Below are 2256 nucleotides of genomic sequence, written 5' to 3' on the forward strand. Positions count from 1 at the left end.
TGTAGGACTGCGAAGTGGGACTGTAGAACATAGACGAATGACCTGGGAAGGTCAGCCAAAGGGAGTAAAAGCCTCGTAGTTGAAATGTTTGAAAGCCCTAGCAGTATCCTGAGTACGGCGAGACACGCGAAATCTCGTCGGAATCTGGGAGGACCATCTCCCAACCCTAAATACTCTCTAGTGACCGATAGTGAACCAGTACCGTGAGGGAAAGGTGAAAAGCACCCCGGGAGGGGAGTGAAAAAGAACCTGAAACCGTGTGCCTACAACAAGTTCGAGCCCGTTAATGGGTGAGAGCGTGCCTTTTGTAGAATGAACCGGCGAGTTACGATATGATGCGAGGTTAAGTTGAAGAGACGGAGCCGTAGGGAAACCGAGTCTTAATAGGGCGAAATAGTATCATGTTGTAGACCCGAAACCATGTGACCTACCCATGAGCAGGTTGAAGGTGCGGTAAGACGCACTGGAGGACCGAACCAGGGCACGTTGAAAAGTGCTTGGATGACTTGTGGGTAGCGGAGAAATTCCAAACGAACTTGGAGATAGCTGGTTCTCTCCGAAATAGCTTTAGGGCTAGCGTCGATGTTAAGTCTCTTGGAGGTAGAGCACTGTTTGGGTGAGGGGTCCATCTCGGATTACCAATCTCAGATAAACTCCGAATGCCAACGAGATATCATCGGCAGTCAGACTGCGAGTGCTAAGATCCGTAGTCGAAAGGGAAACAGCCCAGACCACCAGCTAAGGTCCCCAAATAACTGTTAAGTGGAAAAGGATGTGGGGTTGCACAGACAACTAGGATGTTAGCTTAGAAGCAGCTATTCATTCAAAGAGTGCGTAATAGCTCACTAGTCGAGTGACCCTGCGCCGAAAATGTACCGGGGCTAAAACAGTTTACCGAAGCTGTGGATTACCTTTAGAGGTAATGGTAGGAGAGCGTTCTATGTGTGAAGAAGGTGTACCGTGAGGAGCGCTGGAACGCATAGAAGTGAGAATGCCGGTATGAGTAGCGAAAGACAGGTGAGAATCCTGTCCACCGTAAGACTAAGGATTCCAGGGGAAGGCTCGTCCGCCCTGGGTTAGTCGGGACCTAAGGAGAGACCGAAAGGTGTATCCGATGGACAACAGGTTGATATTCCTGTACTAGTATGTATAGTGATGGAGGGACGCAGTAGGCTAACTCAACCAGACGATTGGAAGAGTCTGGCTAAGCAGTAAGGCGTGATATGAGTCAAATGCTTATATCTGTAACGTTGAGCTGTGAAGGGGAGCGAAACTAAGTAGCGAAGTGAGTGATGTCACACTGCCAAGAAAAGCTTCTAGCGTTAATTACATACTACCCGTACCGCAAACCGACACAGGTAGTCGAGGCGAGTAGCCTCAGGTGATCGAGAGAACTCTCGTTAAGGAACTCGGCAAAATGGCCCCGTAACTTAGGGAGAAGGGGCGCTGACAGAAAGTCAGCCGCAGTGAATAGGCCCAAGCAACTGTTTATCAAAAACACAGCTCTCTGCGAAATCGAAAGATGAAGTATAGGGGGTGACGCCTGCCCGGTGCTGGAAGGTTAAGAGGAGTGCTTAGCGCAAGCGAAGGTATGAATTGAAGCCCCAGTAAACGGCGGCCGTAACTATAACGGTCCTAAGGTAGCGAAATTCCTTGTCGGGTAAGTTCCGACCCGCACGAAAGGCGTAATGATTTGGGCACTGTCTCAACGAGAGACTCGGTGAAATTTTAGTACCTGTGAAGATGCAGGTTACCCGCGACAGGACGGAAAGACCCCATGGAGCTTTACTGCAGTTTGATATTGAGTAACTGTGCCACATGTACAGGATAGGTAGGAGCCATAGAAGACGGGACGCCAGTTTCGTTGGAGGCGTTGTTGGGATACTACCCTTGTGTTATGGTTACTCTAACCCAGATAGGAAATCCCTATCGGAGACAGTGTCTGATGGGCAGTTTGACTGGGGCGGTCGCCTCCTAAAGCGTAACGGAGGCGCCCAAAGGTTCCCTCAGACTGGTTGGAAATCAGTCGTAGAGTGTAAAGGTATAAGGGAGCTTGACTGCGAGAGCAACACCTCGAGCAGGGACGAAAGTCGGGCTTAGTGATCCGGTGGTACCGAATGGAAGGGCCATCGCTCAACGGATAAAAGCTACCCTGGGGATAACAGGCTTATCTCCCCCAAGAGTTCACATCGACGGGGAGGTTTGGCACCTCGATGTCGGCTCGTCGCATCCTGGGGCTGTAGTCGGTCCCAAGGG

1 rRNA gene is annotated in these 2256 nt (G+C 50.6%); it reads left to right on the forward strand.

Annotated features, from left to right (window positions below):
• A 23S ribosomal RNA gene (locus H346_RS0108045) occupies positions 1 to 2256 on the forward strand; the annotation flags it as partial.

Origin of the sequence: Streptococcus castoreus DSM 17536 (assembly GCF_000425025.1) — a bacterium.
Classification (GTDB): Bacteria; Bacillota; Bacilli; order Lactobacillales; family Streptococcaceae; genus Streptococcus; species Streptococcus castoreus.